Below are 15658 nucleotides of genomic sequence, written 5' to 3' on the forward strand. Positions count from 1 at the left end.
TCTTCTCGCCACGTCCTTCCAAGGTAGAGCCTCTCACGACGAGGCCCTCTCGGGCCTTGGCGGCCGAAGCGCCCGCCCGCGGCCGGTAAGGTCACTACCCGTGACGCGGTCCATGTCCGTCTTCAAACGGCTGCTCGTGGGGGAGCCGTTCCCCTCCGGGCGCCGCCCCTCGCTCTCGCTCTCGAAGCGCTACGCGATCCCGCTGCTGGCGGTCAACCCCATCTCCTCGCTCGCGTACGCCCCCGAGCAGGTCTTCCTCGTGCTCGGCCTGGCCGGGACGGCCGCGTACGCGTTCTCGGTGCCCACCGGCCTCGCCGTGGCCGCGCTCATGGTCCTGGTGATCGCCGCCTACCGCTACACCGTGCAGGCCTACCCGGGCGGCGGTGGGGACTACCGGGTGGTCACCGCCAACTTCGGGCCCGGGGCCGGGCGGCTCGCCGCCGCCGCGCTGGTCTTGGACTACATCCTCACCGTGGCCGTCTCGGTGGCCGCGGCCGTGGCCGCGCTCGGGGTCCTCATGCCCGGTCTCCAGGCCTGGCGCGAGTGGATCGGTGCCGCCGCGATCGCGGGCCTCGCCGCGTACAACCTGCGCGGCCTCAAAGTCTCCGGGCGCCTGGCCGCGGCCGTCACCGTGGCGTTCATGACCGGGATCGGTGCGATCCTCGTCGTCGGGTTCGCGCGCCTGGGGGCAGGCGAGGACCTCACCGCCGCCTCGGCCGAGTACGACACCGCCGAACCGCGCGAATGGACCACCGCGGCCCTGCTCATGCTGTGCGCCAGGGCCTTCGCGGCCGGTTCGGTGGCCGTCACCGGGATCGAGACGTTCACGACCCGGGTCCGGTTCTTCCGGCCGCCGCGCGGACGCAACGCCGCCGCCGCGATCACCGCGGTCGGCGGCGCGACCGTGGCCCTGTTCATCGGGATCGTGGTCCTCGCCCACCTCACCGGCGCACAGGCCTCGCCAGAACCGGGGCCCGCCTCGTTCCTCCAGCACCCGCTCATCGCCCAACTCGCCGACACGGTGTTCGCGGCCTCGCCCGCCGCGGTGGCCCCGATCATGCTCGCCACCGCCGGGGTCCTGTTGCTGGCCGCGAACACCGCGTTCGTGGGCTTCCCGCGCCTGGCCTCGGTGTTCGCCGAGGACTCGCTGCTGCCGCGCCAGCTCCACAAGCGGGGCGACCGGCTCGTCTACTCCAACGGCATCCTCATCCTCGCCGTGGCCGCGGCGGTCCTGGTGATCCTGTTCGGCGGCGCGGCCTACGAGCTCATGGGCCTGTACATCGTCGGGGTGTTCCTCTCGATGGTCCTGGCCCACGCCGCGATGGCCCGCCATTGGCGGCGCGTCCTCGACGTCGAACCCGACCGGGGACGCCGCGCCAGGGCCCGCCGGGCCCGCGCCACCGCTCTGGCGGCGACGGTCGCCTGTGCGGCGGTCCTGGTGGTCGTGGTGGTGGCCGACTACCGGCGCGGCGGGTGGATCGCGGTGCTCATCATCGGCGGCTGCTACCTGCTCATGCGGTTCATCGCCCAGCACTACACGGCGGTGCGCGGCGAGATCGAACTGCCGCCGGGCCGCCCCAAGCTGCCCGCGCGCAACCACGCGATCGTCCTCGTCTCCAGCGTGAACCTGCCGCTGATGCGGATGCTCTCCTACGCCAAGGCGACCCGGCCCGACACGATCACGGGCCTGTCGGCGAACGTGGACGCGGCGGCTTCGCGCCACCTCCTCGCCGAGTGGGAGCGGCGCGGCATCACCGTCCCCCTGACCGTGGTCGACTCGCCCTACCGCGAGATCACCGGCCCGATCGTGGACTACGTCAAGGCCCTGCGCCGCGACGCCCCGCGCGATGTCGTCACCGTCTACCTGCCCGAATACGTGGTCGGGCAGGGCCCGCAGCGCGGGCGCCTCGCGCGCGGCTACTTCAACTGGTCGACCTCGCTGCTGCACAACCAGACCACCAAGGCCCTGCGCCGCCAGCTCAAATACGAGCCGGGCGTCATGATCTGCACCGTGCCGTGGATCCTCGGCGAGAGCACCGAGCCGCCGCCGCTGCGCCGCGTCCCCAAGTAGTCCGGGGGTCACACCCGCGAGGCAAGTCGCGCCCCGGCCCCGCCGGGCCCGTATCCTGGCGTGCGGCCCGCTGAGCCGCAGCAGGAGCCGGAGTCAAGTGCAGGGGATGAAGACGATGATCGTCACCGTGGGAGACGTCGCCGCAGGAGGCCACTGCGTGGCCCGAGTCGACGGCGAGGTCTACTTCGTGCGGCACGCCCTGCCCGGCGAGCGCGTCCGCATCGAGATCACCGAACGCAAGAAGCGCTTCGCGTTCGCCGACGCCGTCGAGGTCCTGGAGGCCTCGCCCGACCGCGTCGAGCCCCCGTGCCGCTTCGCCGGGCCTAGCAAGTGCGGCGGCTGCGACTTCCAGCACGCCACTCCCGAATCACAGCGCCGCCTCAAGGCCAAGGTCCTGTTCGACCAGCTCACCCGCATCGGCGGGATCGACCCGGCCCGCCTCGACGGCGTCGAGGTCGAGGCCCTCGCATGGCCCGAAGGGGCCCTGGGCTGGCGCACCCGCATGCAGTACGCGGTCGGCCCGGACGGTCGGCCCGGCCTGCGCGCCCACAAGTCGCACGACCTGATCCACATCGACAAGTGCGCGATCGCCACCGAGCGTATCCGCGAGTCCGAGGTCCTCGGCAAGCACTGGGACGGCATGGGCGCGGTCGGGGTCGTCGACACCGACGACGAGCAGCTCGCGGTGTACACCCAGCTGCGCCGCACCGCCCGCCCGCACCACAAGAGCGGCCCCAAACTCGTGCACCAGCAGGTCGGATCGAACGAGTTCGAGATCGGCTTCGACGGGTTCTGGCAGGTCCACCCGGCCGCCGCCTCCACGTTCCTGGAATGCGCCCTCGACTTCCTCCAGCCCCGCGAAGGCGAATCGGCCTGGGACCTGTACGCGGGCGCGGGCGCCTTCGCCGCCGGGCTCGCCGAAGCCGTGGGCGAGACCGGCCGGGTGGTGGCCGTGGAGAACGCGCCCGCCTCCCGCACCGCCGCGAACCTCGCGCGCTGGAAGAACGCCGGGGCGATCGACGGCGACGTGGCCGCCATCGCGCCCGACCTCGGATCGGTCGACCTCGTCGTCTTGGACCCGCCGCGCAGCGGCGCGGGCCCGGAGGTCGTGGTCGCGCTCGGCGAGGCCCGCCCCCGCGCGATCTGCTACATCGCCTGCGACGCGGGCGCTCTGGCGCGCGACGCGAGCGACCTGGCGATCGAAGGGTACGAGCTCAAGCGCCTGCGCGCGTTCGACGCGTTCCCGATGACCCAGCACTTCGAGACGATCGCCCTGTTCGAGCCCGTCGACTGACCACTCGCGCCACTGCACGGGAACTGACCGTCTCCCGCGAGTTCGCCATGCGATAACTTTGTGCCGCAAATGAACGCATCCCTCGGAGCCGTACGATGACGCACCCTCCCCACGGGCAGCCCGCCGGGCCGCCTCCCGGGCCGACGCCGCAGTCCTTCCAGTACCAGCCCCACGACCCCTACGGGCACGTGGCGAACGGGCAGCCCTCCGGGCCGGTCCTGCCGCCTGCGCCCACGTTCTGGCAGCGGTGGGGGATGACGCACCTGGACGGGCGCCCGCGCCAGGTCACCGTGCTGCTCCAGGCACTGTGGATCTACCTCGCGGCGCTGGTGCTCTCTTCGCTGCTGTCCCTGGCGTTCTCGGCCGTCATCGCCGCGTTCCTGGACTCAGGGGTCGGGTTCGCGGTCAACCTGGTGTTCAGCCTGCTCCTCGCAGGGCTCGTGGTCGGCCTCATCTGGGTCACCGCCAGAGAACAACTGGGGCGCCTCAACTTCGAGAACCCGCGCCTGACCTACCACATCGGACTCGGGATCCTCGGCCTCAACGCCCTCTTCGGACTCATCGGCGCGTTCCGGTTCGTGTTCGGACTCATCCAACTCGCCGCCGTGGGCCTGGCGTTCGCGCTCATCTTCACCAAACCCTTCATCGCCTGGATGAGAGAACGCCCCGGCAACCAGCCGCGCAAAGCGCCCCAGTCGCGCCCGCTCCCCGGCGAGGACTTCCACCACGCCCCGCCCCAGCAGTCCCCTTGGCGCGACGCCGCTCCCGGCCCCGGTCACGCCGGGCCGCCCGCGAGCGGCCCGACCGGATGGCCCCAGCCGCCTCGCTAAGTCACAACTGCAATCGCAGCCCGAGCAGCACCCGCCGTCACCGTCGCCGCCGCAGCACTGGCAGCAGTTGCAGCACTCGCAGTCGCAGCACTCGCGGCAGTCGCACCCGTCCCGGCAGCAGCCCTGGCGCGGCCGCCCGGTGAACGGGTCCTCGTACTGCTCGGCGCAGCACCACTGGCACGTGCAGCACACCACCGCCAGGCCGCACATGCCCGCCCAGAACCCCTTGCGGCGCCCGCCGAAGTCACCCTCGCTCGTCACCGGACTACTCCCGACATGCCGCTCGGGCCTGCGATACGTCGCGCACGTCGTGCCGAACGTCTTCGACACCGCATGGCGCGCATAGCGGTCCAGCAGCAGCCCGGTCATCGCCCGGTCGAGCAGCGCCGCCGACCCCAACGCGGCCTTGAGATCAGCGAGGGCCCCGCGAGCGAGATCCCGCGCCCCCTCGACCCCCACACCGGTGGCCGCCAACGGATTCCACGCCCCGCGCTCGGCGTCCTCGTCGAAGTCCTCGGCCGCGTCCAGCAGATGCGCGAGCCGCCCGAACGCGGTCCCGGCGGCCCGGAACGCCCCCTCGTTCTCCGGCCGCCCGCCCAGCCGCGCCGCATGGGCGAACAACTCGGCCGTCGCGATCTCAGTGGGCGCGGTGACCTCGGTCAGCGCCGTCCCCAGGCCGCAGGAGGCCTCCACCTCCCGCTGCCCCTCCACGACCGCCGCGATCGGCCCCACGTCCACCCCGATCGAGTCCCCGATCCGAGCCGCCTTGGCACGCAGCCGATCCGAAGTCGCACCCACGACCGTCCGGGCCCCGCGCCGCCCGGCGAACCCGTCGCCGTCCTCCACATGGTCGCGCAGCTTCGCCGAAGCCAGCAGCAGCGAAGCGGTCGCGGCCAGGCGCGGCCCGCCGCCGGTGGCGATGCGCTGGCGGCGCATCCCGCGCAGCGCGCACGGCCCGGCCTCGCGCGACTCGGCCTCGCCGAGCTGCGCCTCCACCAGCACCGATAGCGCCAGCGCGTCGTAATTGGTGGTTAGGCGCGCGAAATGCCCGGCGTCGTCGCGAAGCTCCAGGCACAGGCCGCAGAAATGCCCCATCCAGCGCGGCTTGAGATCGTCGGGCGTGCGCGAAGGACATGGCGAGAGGATGCCGAACAACTGGTCTCCCGGGAAGCGAGGGGTCGTGTCTTCCCGGGATGGTAGGAGGCGGACGCAACGCGACCGCCGAGCGCGGGTCGGCGGTCGCGTGCGGGAGGTCTCACGGGACGTCCTGCGGACAGAACGCCCCCATATATTAGCGCACCTGCATGAATTCGGAGCTTTTTCGCAACGCGCAGCCGACCGGAACCGCACAAAGCAGCGAAAACGGGGCGAGGCGCACGCGCCCCGCCCCGTACCGGCCCTCGCTACGCGATGAGCGAGGAGAAGTCGTTGTCCGCCAGCCAGGCCGCGACTCCGCCCGGGACGTCGCCCTCGTGATCGGTGAAGACGATGTTCTCCAGGTCCGCGAGCTGGTCGTCGGACAGGGTGAACTTCCCGAGCGCCTCGGCGAGGTCGGGGAACTGGGCGCTGAAGCCCTGGGTCGCGAGCGTGTTGATGGTCTCGACGTCGCCGAGGCTCTTCTCGGGGTCTTCGAGGTTCTTCAGGTCGTACTTGGCGTACGCCCAGTGCGGCTGCCACAGCGTCACCACGATGGGCTTCTCGGCCGCGATGGCCGAATCGAGCTCGCTGAGCATGGTCGCCGTCGAGGAGGTCTTCAGCTCCAGGTCGGTGATGCCGTAGGTCGGGATGGTCGCCGTCTGGACGGCCTCGGTCAGGCCCGCGCTGGGCTCGATGCCGATGATCTCGCCGCCGAAGAGCTCGGCGTTGTCGTTGAGCTCGGCGAGGGAGTTCACCCCGTCCACATAGGAGGGAACCGCCACGGTCAGCGCCGCGTTGGAGTTCCACTCGCCGATCTGCTCCAGCTGGTCCCCGTACGTCTCGAGGTAGGTCGCGTGGGTGACCGGCAGCCAGCCGTCGAGGAACACGGTGACGTCGCCGCTGGACAGGCCCTCGAAGAGCAGGCCCGCCTCGGCGAACTCCTGGACGGTGACCGTGTACCCGGCGCTGGTGAGCGCCTGGTTCCACAGCTCGGTGGCGACGATGCCCTCGTCCCAGCCGGGGATGACACCGAGGACGATCTCGCCTTCGCCCTCGGCCAGGCCGAAGTCGACGTCGGAGGTGTCGGGGGCGTCGCCGCCCTCGTCCTCGACCGCGCAGGCGGTCAGTGCGGCGGGCAGGGCGACGGCGGCGCCGGTTGCCCAGGCGCCCTTCATGATCGAACGACGACGCATGTTTCCTTCTCTCTCCCGCGCCGGGACACGCGGGCTCTTGGGTAGTGAGTGCTGTTCGGGTCGGGTGCTATCGCGCGAGCTGCGCGGCCTTGGCGACCGGCGTGCGCTCGGCCAGGCCCTGCATGACGCGGTCGAGGAAGATCGCCAGGATCACCACGGCGATCCCCGCGTTGAAGCCCTTGGCGATGTCGACTCGGCCGAGCGCGGACACGATGTCCTCGCCGAGTCCGCCGCCGCCGACCATGCCCGCGATGACGACCATGGACAGCGCGAGCATGATGACCTGGTTGAGACCGGCCATGATCGTCGGCAGCGCCAGCGGCAGCTTGACGCGCAACAGGGTCCGCGCGGGCGAAGAGCCGAAGGCCTGGGCGGCCTCGACGACCTCGCGGTCGACCTGGCGCAGGCCCAGTTCGGTCAGGCGCACGCCCGGAGGCATGCAGAAGATGATGGTGGCGATGATGCCCGGCGTCTCGCCGACGCCGAAGAGCATGACCACCGGCAGGAGGTAGACGAACGCCGGCAGCGTCTGCATGAAGTCCAGGACCGGGCGCAGGACCGTGGAGGCGGCGCGGTTCTCGGCGGCGAGGATGCCGATGGGTATCGCCAGCAGCGTCGCCAGTCCGGTCGCGACCACGACCATGGCGAGCGTCGACATCGTGTTGTCCCAGTACGGGGTCCAGGCCACGACGAACATGCCGGCGCCGACCACGGCGGCGAGCTTCCAGCCTTTGACGGCGAAGGCGAGCCCGGCGAAGATGAGGATCATCAGGCCCGAGGGCAGCCACAGCAGGGCGTCGGCCAGAGCGAAGTAGAGGGATTCGAGGAAGGTCTCGACGCCGTCGAACAGCGGCGCCCAGGCGGTGCGCAGCCAACGGATGAGACTGTCCATCCACTGCCCGAGGGGCATGTCGGGCAGGGGTTTCCAGACGTAGGTCCAGAACCAGTCGCGGGTGTACTGAATCATGCCGGCTGGGCCTCCTGGCTGTCGGCTTCGCGCTCGTCGTCCGATCCGGGATCGGGCGCCAGCGACTTGATGATGGACCTGGTGGTGACGACGCCGAGCGGGTCGGCGTTGTCGTTGACGACCAGGAGGGGGGCGTCGGAGCTCAGGACCGGCTCGTACAGCTCGTTCACCGGCACGTCGGACTCGACGGTGGCGAACTCGCTGGTGTCGGTGGTGCCGCAGGGCTCCATGACCGCTTCGGCGGTGAGCACGCGGCTGCGGTCGACGTCGGCGGTGAACTCGGCCACGTAGTCGTCGGCCGGGCGCAGCAGCAGGTCCTCGGCGGTGCCCATCTGCTTGACCTCGCCGTCGCACACGGCGATCCGGTCGCCGATGCGCATGGCCTCGTTGAGGTCGTGGGTGATGAACACGATGGTCTTGGCGAGCTTGGCCTGGAGTTCGAGGAGCTGGTCCTGCATCTCCTGGCGGATGAGCGGGTCGAGGGCGCTGAACGCCTCGTCCATGAGCAGGATCTCGGTGTCGGCGGCGAGCGCGCGGGCCAGGCCCACGCGCTGCTTCATGCCGCCCGAGAGCTGCACGGGCAGCTTGTCCTCGTCGCCGGCCAGGCCCACGAGCTCGACGGCCTCCCTGGCGCGCTCCAGTCGCTCGGGCTTGCTCAGGCCCTTGATCTCCAGGCCGAACGCGACGTTCTCCAGCACGGTGCGGTGCGGCAGCAGCGCGAAGTGCTGGAAGACCATGCTGATCTTCTCGCGCCTGAGGCGGCGCAGCTCCCGGGCCGAGAGCGAGCCGAGGTCCACGCCGTCGATCTCGATGGTGCCGGCGGTGGGCTTGATGAGGCCGTTCAGCATCCGGATCAGCGTCGACTTGCCGGAGCCGGAGAGCCCCATGACGACGAAGATCTCGCCGGGCTCGATGGCCCAGTTGTGGTCGATGACGGCCGCGGTCAGGTTGCGGCCGCTCAGCTCGGAGCGGGGTACGCCCTCCTTGAGCTGGGTGACGGCGGCTTTGGCGCCTTTGCCGAAGACTTTGTACAGGGAATCGACTGCGATCGCAGGCATTTCCGTCCTTTCACAGCACCGTCCCGCGGGCCGCAGTCTGGGGGCGCGGCGTCGCGGGAGCTCGGGCTTCCGTTGGGGGCGGCAACGTTGGAAACACTAATCAACACCAGGGCTTTTAGCACCCGAGCAGCGCGTGAGAAGGTAGACACGAGGGGTGGAGAAGGGGTGTTTTGGCAGGTCAGAAAGATGTTCGGAGGTGTTGACCAATCGCTGGTTCGATTGTCGACAATCCGACATTCCTAATAATTGACGCCTCGACTTGACCTATTCGAGACCTGTCCGTGACCGCCCGGCCCGGTCACAGCGCCGCGGCCTTGGCCCGCGAGGACACCGCTTCGAGATCGGCCCGGCTCAGCCCGAGCGAGGCCGCCTTGGCGTACTCGCCGGCGATGTCGGTCCCCATCCGCATCGGCGAGTCCGTCCCGAGCACCACCGGGATCCCCGCGTCGAGGAACCGCGGCAGCGGATGCGCCTCCAGGCTCGGCACCATCCCCAGCACCACCGCCGAGGTCAGGCACACCTCCACGGTCACCCCGCGCTCGGCGAGCAGCCGCATGATCCCCGGGTCGCTCGCCGCCCCGACGGCGTGCCCGATCCGGCCGATCTGCTCGATCTCGGCCAGCGAGGCCAGGTTCGAGGCGTTGAACGCCCCCGCCGGGACCGTGACGCCCATCCCGGCCGCACCCGCGGCCTCGGCCACCACCCGGCCCCGGGCCCAGTCCGCCTCGGCCGCATAGGGCACGTAGATGATCTCGATGCCCGACAGGCCCGCGGCCGCGGCGTCCCCGAACGCGTCGCACAGCTCCCGCAGCATCGGGTCCCACAGGTTCATGCTCAAGATCGCGCCCGCGTCGAAGTCGGGGTAGGTCTCGGTCACGCTCGCCCGCGCGGCCTCGAACCGCTCCATGAACTGCGGGTGCACCACCGACTCCTGCGGCAGCCGCAGCTCGGTGTAGACCGCGCCCCCGTGCGCGGCCGCCAGCAGGGCCTCCTTGAGGATGCCCTCGTAGACCACCGGATCGACCGCGTCCAGGTCGAAGCGCGGCACCGCCGACATCCGTTGGAGCCTGGCCAGTCCCGGCGGCACGGCGGACTGGACGCTCGCGCGCCGCTCGGCCCAGTCGACCGGGGAGGAGCTCAACACCTGGTCGAGGCGCGCGGGCCATTCCGTGTTCTGGTGCAGGTCGATGAGGTCCATGTTGGGATGATCACATTTCGATCACGAACGGTGCGGGCTTTCGTGCGGCGTGTCCCTTTCGGGGAGTGACAGCTTTGCGACACACACGCCTGAAGTCCCCCGTTCGGCTGAACTTTCGGTGCGCCCGTGGAGAGTCGAACTGAACGGGGGACTTGTCAGGCCCGCCCGCGCGATCCGTGACCGCCTTCGCCTCCCCCGTCCACCCCATGAGACACGTCCCAGCCGACCTCGCGGCGGTACCGCCCCAGCGGCGCCACCGTTAGACTTCCGGCTTATGAACTCCCACGACGCACCCGAGATGGGCCCGCTGCTGTCAGGCATCGGCAGGCTGGCCGATTTCAAGTCGCTGGACGAGGACGACCTCCCCGCCCTCGCCGAGGAGATCCGCACCTTCCTGGTCGACGCGGTCGCCCGCACCGGCGGCCACATCGGCCCCAACCTCGGCGTCATCGAACTGACCATGGCCATCCACCGGGTCTTCGACTCCCCGCACGACCAGGTCGTCTTCGACACCGGGCACCAGTCCTACGTCCACAAGGTGCTCACCGGCCGCGCCGGGCAGTTCACGGGCCTTCGCCGCCGCGGCGGCCTCACCGGCTACCCCAGCCAGGCCGAGTCCCCCCACGACCTGGTCGAGAACTCCCACGCCTCGACCTCGCTGTCCTACGCCGACGGCCTCGCCAAGGCCCACGCGCTCACCGGCTCCGACCGCCACGTCGTGGCCCTGGTCGGCGACGGCGCGCTCACCGGCGGCATGTGCTGGGAGGCCCTCAACAACATCGCCGCGCGCGACGACCTCAAGCTCGTGATCGTCGTCAACGACAACGGCCGCTCGTACGCGCCGACCGTCGGCGGCCTCGCCAAGCGCCTCTCGGGCCTGCGCCTCAACCCCGGCTACGAGCCCGCGCTCAAGAAGATCCAGGAGGTCGTCGAGCGCATCCCCGTGTTCGGCCGCGCCGCCTACGCGGGCCTGCACGCCGCCAAGACCGGCCTCAAGGACGCGCTCGCGCCCCAAGGCATGTTCTCCGACCTCGGCATCAAGTACGTCGGCCCCGTCGACGGCCACGACGTCGCCGAACTCACCGAGGCGCTGGAGCGCGCCAAGGGCTTCGGCGGCCCGGTGATCGTTCACGCGCTCACCGAGAAAGGCCACGGCTGGGCCCCCGCGCGCGCCGACGAGGCCGAGCAGATGCACTCGCCTTCGGCCGCGTTCGACCCCATCACCGGCGAGCCCGTTGCCGCCTCGAAGCGCCGCTGGACCGGCGTGTTCGCCGACGAGCTGGTGGCCCAGGCCAACCTGCGCCCCGAGGTCGTGGCGATCACCGCCGCGATGCCCGGCCCGACCGGGGTCGACAAGCTCATGCAGCGCCACCCCGAGCGGGTCTTCGACGTCGGGATCGCCGAGCAGCACGCCGTGACCTCGGCCGCGGGCTTGGCACTGGGCGGGATGCACCCGGTGGTCGCCGTCTACTCCACGTTCATGAACCGCGCGTTCGACCAGACCGTGCTCGACGTGGCCATGCACAAGCTGCCGGTCACGTTCGTGCTCGACCGCGCCGGGATCACCGGGCCCGACGGGCCCAGCCACTACGGGATCTGGGACACCTCGATCTTCCGCGTGGTGCCCGGGCTGCGCATCGCGGCCCCGCGCGACGCCGCGACGCTGCGCGAGGAGTTCGCCGAGGCGCTCACCGTCGACGACGGCCCCACGATGCTCCGCTTCCCGACCGGCGCGATCCCCGAGACCGACATCGCCGCCGTCGACGTCCACGAAGGACTCGACGTGCTGGTCAAGCACGAGGACGACGAACTCCTCATCGCCGCCTGCGGCTCCCTCGCCGCCCCTGCGGTCGAGACCGCGAGACTCCTTGCCGAGCAAGGCATCCGCGCCACCGTGGTCGACCCGCGCTGGATCTCCCCGGTCCCCGACGCGCTCGTGAAGCTCGCGGGCCAGTACCCGCTCGTGGCCACCATGGAGGACGGCATCCGCACCGGCGGCTTCGGCGACGCGCTCGCCCAGTCGCTGCGCGACGCGGGCGAAGAGGTCCCCCTGGTCGACTTCGCGGTCGAACGCGGCTGGCACCCGCACGGCACCCGCGGCGAACTCCTGGCCGACCTCGGCCTGACTCCGGCGGCGATGGCCGACCGCCTCGCCGCGGAGGTCCACAGAAGAGGCGAAGCCGAAGCGCACCACCACCACTAGGCGGCGCTGGCCGTATGAAGAGCTGAAGGTCGTATACCGTCCCTAGCCCCCACCCACCCAGAGGGGACTACGGCCGCAATCTTTCCGGGCGGGTACGACAGAAAACGCCCCCGCGAGCGAGGTTGTCACCCGAAAAGGCGACAAGGCGTGAGTCATACTCCGCTGCGGGGTCGCGGGGTCGCGGGGTCGCGGGGTCGCGGGGTCGCGGGGTCGCGGGGTCGCGGGGTCGCGGGGTCGCGGGGTCGCGGGGTCGCGGGGTCGCGGGGTCGCGGGCGTGACCCGGTGCGGTCGTGACGACTGCCGGTCGGCGTGGCGCGATTCGGGTGCGGTCGCGGCGGCTGCCGGTTCACGTGAGCGTGGCCCGGTGGTCGCGACGACTGCTGGTCTTTTTGAGTGCCGCTGTCGCCGCGGTTGCGGTTCCGGGCGCTGGTGCGCCGCCGGGCCGCGCGCAGCGACGCGGCGGACCCTGTAGGGGCCGCCGCGTCAGGTGCTGCCTCATAGACGAGGCGAGGGCCCCGTTCGGTTGTCGCGCTAGCGCATAGATTTCAGGCCGCTGCGGATGCGAGCAAAGTCGCGGCGCCTGCGTTCGAAGGTCGCGCCCGCTCCCAGGAGGATCACGCCGCCGATGGCGGGCGGAATCCACACCGGGATGAGGTCCCACAGCAGCGTCAGCTCGTTGATCGTGATGACCGCCAGCGCGATCGAACCGAGCACGAGCGGCGCCTGCCAGCGCCGTTGCAACCCTGCGATGATGACCGCGATCGCCGCGGCGCCCACGCCGACCCGGCGGACCGGGTCGTCGTCGCCGAGCGCGAGCAGCAGGCTGGGGCCGATGCCGCCGATGATCGGCAGGGCCAGGGCCGACCACGATCCGGCCTGGGGCCGCTTCTCCAAGCGCCACAGGCCGATCACGAACAGCATCGCCGCGGGCGGGGCGGTGAAGTACTCCAGTGTGGTCGCGCCTTCGGCGGCCAGGAGCGTCCACCAGCCGACGGTGCCGGTGGCCATCGCGGCGATCGTGTAGCCCCACTTGCGGACCGGGGCCATGATCGCGGCGCCGACGAGCGCGAGCGTGTAGATCCCGAACTCGGCGGGCACGAACAGCCGTTCGGTGGAGTCCGAGAGCGTCCACGCGAAGAAGTCCACGAGGCCGTTGACGGCGATGGTGATCCCGGCGAGCACGTGGGCGAGGATCGCGCCGAGGACCCGGTCGGGGCGGCTGCGCCGGGGCGCGCCGACCGCGGTGACGAGCATGGCCGCGGCGGTCACGGTGAGCCAGAACGGGATCCAGCCTTCACCGGGGTCGACGGTGTCGCTCATGGAGGCGGCGAGCCCGGCGATCGGGGCCCACACGGCGACGGCGACCCAGCCGCCGCAGCGTCCGCCGAGGGTCTGCGAGCCGAGCGCGGCCACGACGCCGAGGACGGCGCACACCAGGAATCCGAGGGTCGGCAGCGCGTCGTAGCGGGTCGGGTCCTCTTCCCAGACCAGGATCGACGTCGAGATCACGGCGAAGGTCGCGGCCAGCGCGGCGGCGTCGAAGCGGAACCGCTTCGGCAGGAGCACCGAGGCGATGCCCGCGCCGACGAGCACGAGCGGGATCTCGAAGTTGAAGGGGCCGTTGTGGTCGGCGCCGTCGATGAGGTGGGTGAGGCCGCTGATGGTCAGGAGAGCGGCGATGAGGGTGGTGCCGCCGCCGATCACGTAGGACGCGAGGCGCACGGCGGCGCGCATCGGCTCGGCGAGGACGGTCGAGACCAGGCGCGCGATGACGAACACGATGAAGTACGTGGTCAGGTCGGGCGCGTTGAAGGTCACGGACGCGAACGCGGCCAGCCCGGCGAGTCCGGCGACCGTGGCGGTCGTCAGCGCCCAGGCGGGGTTGCGGGAGCCGATGAGCACGAGCGCGGTGATCCCGGCTGCGAGGAGCGCGAGGATCGGGACGGCGAGTTCGGGGACGGCGGCGCGGGCGGCGAGTGTCCACGCGCACAGTACGAGCGACCCGGCGGTGGAGGAGGCGACGAGCATCGCGGTGGTGGTGACGCCGAGGCGGCGCGCGTATTGGACGCCGAGGAGGTTCGCGGCGGCCAGGACCGCGACGGCGGCGGCGATGGGCGGGACGACCGGGTCGTCGAGGCCGAAGGCCGCGCGGAGCCCGGCCGAGCACGCGGCGACCACGGAGGCGCAGATGAGCAGGCGCGAGGCCCACAGGTCGCCGCGGGTGGCGCGGCTGGGGAGCCGGGTGGTGATCCACGCGGCGGCCCCGAGGGCCGCGGCGATGGTGACCATGAGGATCACGGCTTTGCCGATGGAGGCGGCGGCGGCGAACGAGGCGCCGACGGCCGCGAGCGGCAGCATGGCCCAACTGGTGGCGCTGAGCCGCGCGGCGGCCCGGTAGGCGGCGAGGACGGCGAGCACGCCCGCGGTCCAGGCGGCGACGGTCTCGGGTCCGAAGCTCGCTCCTTCGGGGCGGTACAGGTAGTAGCCCGCGAGGGTGGTGCACCACAGGGCGAGTGCGGCGAGCGCGGCGAACGTCTCGGCGGTGGCCCAGAGCCGGAACCGCTTGAACGCGAACGGCACTGCCAGCAGCAGGATGGTGACGCCGCCGAGGATCGCGGCCCGGCCGCCGTTGCCGAGGTTGCGCCAGGCCACGGCGGTGAAGATGATGATGGCGGCCGCCACGAGCAGCCCGCCGAGGCTCAGCAGCACGGTCTGCACGGTCTTGGTGCCGACCTCGCCGCGTTCGCGCGGCGCGCGAGCAGGTCGCATCGGCGGTCCCTGCGGCGCGTAGGGCGGTGCCGCCGGGTACCGAGGGAGACCGCCGACCGGGGGAGGGGCCTGCGGCGCGTTGCCGTGGGCGGGGGTCTGCGGTCCGGCGGTCGGGTTGGGCCCCTGGGGTGTCGGCGCAGCGGCAGGGCTCGGAGCGGCGAGGTTCGGGCTCTGCGGAGCGGCGTTGGAGCCCGGAGTCGTAGCGGCCGCAGTGGGAGTCTGCGGAGTCGGAGCGGCGAGGTCGGGCGTAGCCGCAGGCTTGATGACCTGCGTCCCGGGGTCGTCCGCGGCAGGGATGGGGCTTTGCGGCGTCTGGGCCGCGTTGCCCATGCCAGCGGTCGGCGTCTGGGGCGCGTTCGAGGGCGCACCCGGAGTCGGCAACCCGATCGTGGCGTCGGTGGGCGGGTTCGCGGCCGACCGCTGCCGGGCGTCGGCGTGATAGGCCGCGGCGAGGGTCCCCAGGGCGTCGAGGACCTCCCGGCGCTCGGCCTCGACGGCGCCGCGACTGGTCAACTCGGCGGGCATCGACGCGAGGGCGGCATCTAGCCCGCTGAGCCGGGAAAGCAACGGCTCAGCCCCACGGCCGCAGGCCGGGCAGCCTTGCGCCGTGGAGGGGCTTCCGCACCTTGGGCAGTTGTACGTCGTCATGTGGTCAGTCTCCAAGGCCTGTCAACTCCCGATCCGGACGAATCGGGCACGAATTGTGAGGGGCATACAACGCAACGTGGGTTCGGGCGCGAGTCCGGACACTGAAAATATCGGATTCCTACAAACGCACCACCACACGCCGCCCCCAATCCCACCCCCGTGTCGAGTAGGACGCCTCGGCGAGGGGCGAGGGGCGAGGGGCGAGGGGCGAGGGGCGAGGGGCGAGGGGCGAGAGGCGAGGGGCGAGGGGCGAGGGGCGAGGGGCGAGAGGTTCGACTCGGGCCGGCGTT

The 15658-nt window shown here is 71.6% G+C and carries 10 protein-coding genes and 1 pseudogene; 5 read left to right on the forward strand and 6 right to left on the reverse strand.

All coding sequences use genetic code 11. The features are described from left to right. Window positions 1-112 precede the first annotated feature (112 nt). The 4 genes from AB0B28_RS09795 (at window position 113) to AB0B28_RS09810 (ending at window position 4541) form a co-directional block, all read left to right on the forward strand. Entirely contained in the window at window positions 113-2071 is a 1959-nt protein-coding gene (locus tag AB0B28_RS09795) for an APC family permease (RefSeq protein ID WP_360119110.1), read from the forward strand. A 115-nt stretch (window positions 2072-2186) separates the two neighbouring features. Beyond that, window positions 2187-3365 (forward strand): TRAM domain-containing protein, encoded by a 1179-nt coding sequence (locus tag AB0B28_RS09800; RefSeq protein ID WP_360119159.1) that lies wholly within the window; start codon window positions 2187-2189, stop codon window positions 3363-3365. A 95-nt stretch (window positions 3366-3460) separates the two neighbouring features. Further along, window positions 3461-4195: a hypothetical protein gene (locus tag AB0B28_RS09805; protein WP_360119163.1), complete on the forward strand. Its 735-nt coding sequence runs from the start codon at window positions 3461-3463 to the stop codon at window positions 4193-4195. Between the two features lie 67 nt (window positions 4196-4262). Continuing rightward, window positions 4263-4541, forward strand: coding sequence for a hypothetical protein (locus AB0B28_RS09810; protein WP_360119165.1), 279 nt, complete (start codon window positions 4263-4265; stop codon window positions 4539-4541). A gap of 176 nt (window positions 4542-4717) precedes the next feature. Here the strand turns inward: AB0B28_RS09810 and AB0B28_RS09815 are convergent. The 5 genes and pseudogenes from AB0B28_RS09815 to AB0B28_RS09835 all read right to left on the reverse strand — a co-directional run. After that, window positions 4718-5290: pseudogene (locus tag AB0B28_RS09815) on the reverse strand (DUF5685 family protein); the annotation flags it as partial. Window positions 5291-5598: 308 nt separating this feature from the next. Next, window positions 5599-6525, reverse strand: coding sequence for a glycine betaine ABC transporter substrate-binding protein (locus AB0B28_RS09820; protein ID WP_360119112.1), 927 nt, complete (start codon window positions 6523-6525; stop codon window positions 5599-5601). Window positions 6526-6592: 67 nt separating this feature from the next. Continuing rightward, window positions 6593-7492 (reverse strand): ABC transporter permease subunit, encoded by a 900-nt coding sequence (locus AB0B28_RS09825; RefSeq protein ID WP_360119114.1) that lies wholly within the window; start codon window positions 7490-7492, stop codon window positions 6593-6595. Next, window positions 7489-8550 carry a glycine betaine/L-proline ABC transporter ATP-binding protein gene (locus AB0B28_RS09830; RefSeq protein WP_360119116.1) on the reverse strand — a complete coding sequence of 354 codons (1062 nt, stop codon included), beginning with the start codon at window positions 8548-8550 and terminating at the stop codon, window positions 7489-7491. Before AB0B28_RS09830 ends, AB0B28_RS09825 begins: the two co-directional genes overlap by 4 nt. A 298-nt stretch (window positions 8551-8848) precedes the next feature. Further along, the gene (locus AB0B28_RS09835; RefSeq protein ID WP_360119118.1) at window positions 8849-9748 is read right to left on the reverse strand and encodes a hypothetical protein; all 900 of its coding nucleotides are present in this window, start codon (window positions 9746-9748) and stop codon (window positions 8849-8851) included. A 274-nt stretch (window positions 9749-10022) separates the two neighbouring features. Here AB0B28_RS09835 and dxs point away from each other — a divergent pair, with 274 nt between their 5' ends. Beyond that, window positions 10023-11951 carry a 1-deoxy-D-xylulose-5-phosphate synthase gene (dxs, locus tag AB0B28_RS09840; RefSeq protein ID WP_360119120.1) on the forward strand — a complete coding sequence of 643 codons (1929 nt, stop codon included), beginning with the start codon at window positions 10023-10025 and terminating at the stop codon, window positions 11949-11951. A gap of 531 nt (window positions 11952-12482) precedes the next feature. On the opposite strand, the gene AB0B28_RS09845 is transcribed toward dxs, so the two are convergent. Beyond that, on the reverse strand, window positions 12483-15245 hold the full coding sequence (locus tag AB0B28_RS09845; RefSeq protein ID WP_360119122.1) for a hypothetical protein: 2763 nt from the start codon (window positions 15243-15245) through the stop codon (window positions 12483-12485). Window positions 15246-15658 lie beyond the last annotated feature (413 nt).

The organism is Glycomyces sp. NPDC046736 (genome assembly GCF_040645615.1).
Classification (GTDB): Bacteria; Actinomycetota; Actinomycetes; order Mycobacteriales; family Micromonosporaceae; genus Glycomyces.